This window comes from Jeotgalibacillus sp. S-D1 (assembly GCF_004358665.1).
In the GTDB taxonomy this organism is placed as follows: domain Bacteria; phylum Bacillota; class Bacilli; order Bacillales; family Jeotgalibacillaceae; genus Jeotgalibacillus.
Map to the genome: position 1 here is coordinate 1 of NZ_SMZR01000027.1, position 2,059 is coordinate 2,059.

Genomic DNA, 2,059 nt, shown 5'->3' on the forward strand with positions numbered 1-2,059 from the left:
AACCTATTTGAAACCTATTTGAAACCTATTTGAAACCTATTTGAAACCTATTTGAGCGTATATGAGCGTATATGAGCGTATATGAGCATAAAACAGCACTAGCAAACTTCCTTTACCCCTAAATATGCGTATTTAGGGGTTTTTTAATGTTTGTTTGGATTGCAGGATAGGCTACCGCCGACAAAAATGGGGTATTTTTTATCTGTGTTGGTTGGTTGGTTGTTTACTGCTTGTAATCCTTTTTCTGTTACGATATGATTTATTTGTGACGGATTAACAAGGAATATCTATGACTACTCAAGAAACCCCATCAATAAGAGTTAACCTAAGCCTGAAACCTGATCTAAATGATTTGATAGAGGAATTAAGCGAATTATCAGGACAATCAAAAGCGGGATTTATTAGAAACTTTTTACAAGAAATGAAACCAGCACTTGAAATAACTAGAGATGGTTTGAAAGTAATTAAGGATAAGGAAAACGCAACCAACGTTTTAGCCAATATGTTTGATTTGGCTGATTTAAAGGTTGATGAACTCAAACAGCACAAATTAGATTTAGAGTAAGCAATAAAAAACCCCTGCTTAGGATTGCCGTCCTACAGGGGTTTGGTTCACAATAGAGGATACATTATACCATGCAAGAATTAAAAATTAACCTACAAAACCCAGATTTTGTATCAAAAAAATCACAGCCCCTTGGTATATATACGAACTTTGACGCCACGCCCATAAACAAAGGGCTAGAGGGGGATAGTTTCAGACGTGCTGAAAAATACGTTTTACAAAATACTGTTATAAAATTATTACCTAAGGAACGCGTAAGGGGTTGCCTACGGTATCGCATATCATCAAGCGATGATGTCGAGGTTCGTTATAACTCTACTAGAGAAAAAGCCCATTATTCTAATGTTCAGCGTTGCGGTTCGGTTTGGGTATGCCCTGTTTGCTCTGCTCAAATATCAGAGGGGCGTAGGCAGGAATTAAAACAGGCTATTAAGCACCATACGGCTACTGGTGGCTCTGTTTACTTAGTAACCCTTACTAACCCTCATTACATCAGTGACGACTTGCAAGGGCAGTTATCTAGCCAAAAAAAGGCATTAAAGCATTTTATGGGGGATAGAAAGCCTAGAGAGTTTCTAAAAGGATTAGGTAAAGTTGGTCATATTAGGGCTATGGAAGTTACTTACGGCTCTAATGGTTGGCATCCTCATTATCATATTTTGTACTTTTTCGAGAGTCCTTTTTTGGGAGGTTCTATAGTGTTACAGAATGAATTAGGGGCTATTTGGCAAAAGTGCTGTGTTAAAGCAGGGTTAAAAAAACCTAGCCTTGAACATGGTTGTGATGTTCGGGATGGTTCTTATGCTCAAGAGTATGTATCTAAATGGGGCTTAGAGGATGAAGTAACAAAGGGTCATATTAAAAAGGGTCGTAAAGGTAGCTTAACCCCTTGGGATTTACTGCGGTTGGCAGAGTCAGGGGATGACAAAGCAGGCAGATTATTTCATGTATTTGCAAAATCATTTAAGGGTAAGGCTCAATTACGTTGGTCTAAGGGTCTAAAATCACTGCTATTGATCGAAGATAAGACAGATGAAGAGTTAGCAACAGAAACAGACAAAGACAGCGTACAGGTTAATACTATTGATATTAAGATTTGGAAAATTATCTTATCTTGTAAATTGCGATCTAAATACCTTGAGTGCATAGAGTACGATGTAAAGCATGATGCGGATACTGCATCCGATTTAATTATTCAATATGTTCCAGTCTATTTAGAAAAACACCCCGAAGAGTTAGAGAGATTTGCGGAAACGATGGAACTAAAAAATAGAGTCGCTGAACTGACTGAAATGAGTACCGATTGACGACAACGAGGCGGAGGAACGACAACGAGGCGGAGGAATGAGGGGCGAATTTCGGGAAGTGAAGTGACTGAAATTGCAATATAGACCATCTGAAACCAAAAGAAACTATTTGAAAGTGTTTGAAACCATCTGAACCTATTTGAAACCTATTTGAAACCTATTTGAAACCTATTTGAAACCTATTTGA

Annotated in this window: 2 protein-coding genes; both read left to right on the plus strand. The window is 37.9% G+C overall.

The annotated features are described in order from the left end of the window. Positions 1 to 289 precede the first annotated feature (289 nt). Positions 290 to 565, plus strand: coding sequence for a hypothetical protein (locus E2R51_RS19525; protein WP_133378733.1), 276 nt, complete (start codon positions 290 to 292; stop codon positions 563 to 565). A gap of 71 nt (positions 566 to 636) precedes the next feature. Next, positions 637 to 1,872, plus strand: coding sequence for a protein rep (locus E2R51_RS19530; protein ID WP_133378734.1), 1,236 nt, complete (start codon positions 637 to 639; stop codon positions 1,870 to 1,872). Positions 1,873 to 2,059: the final 187 nt, after the last annotated feature.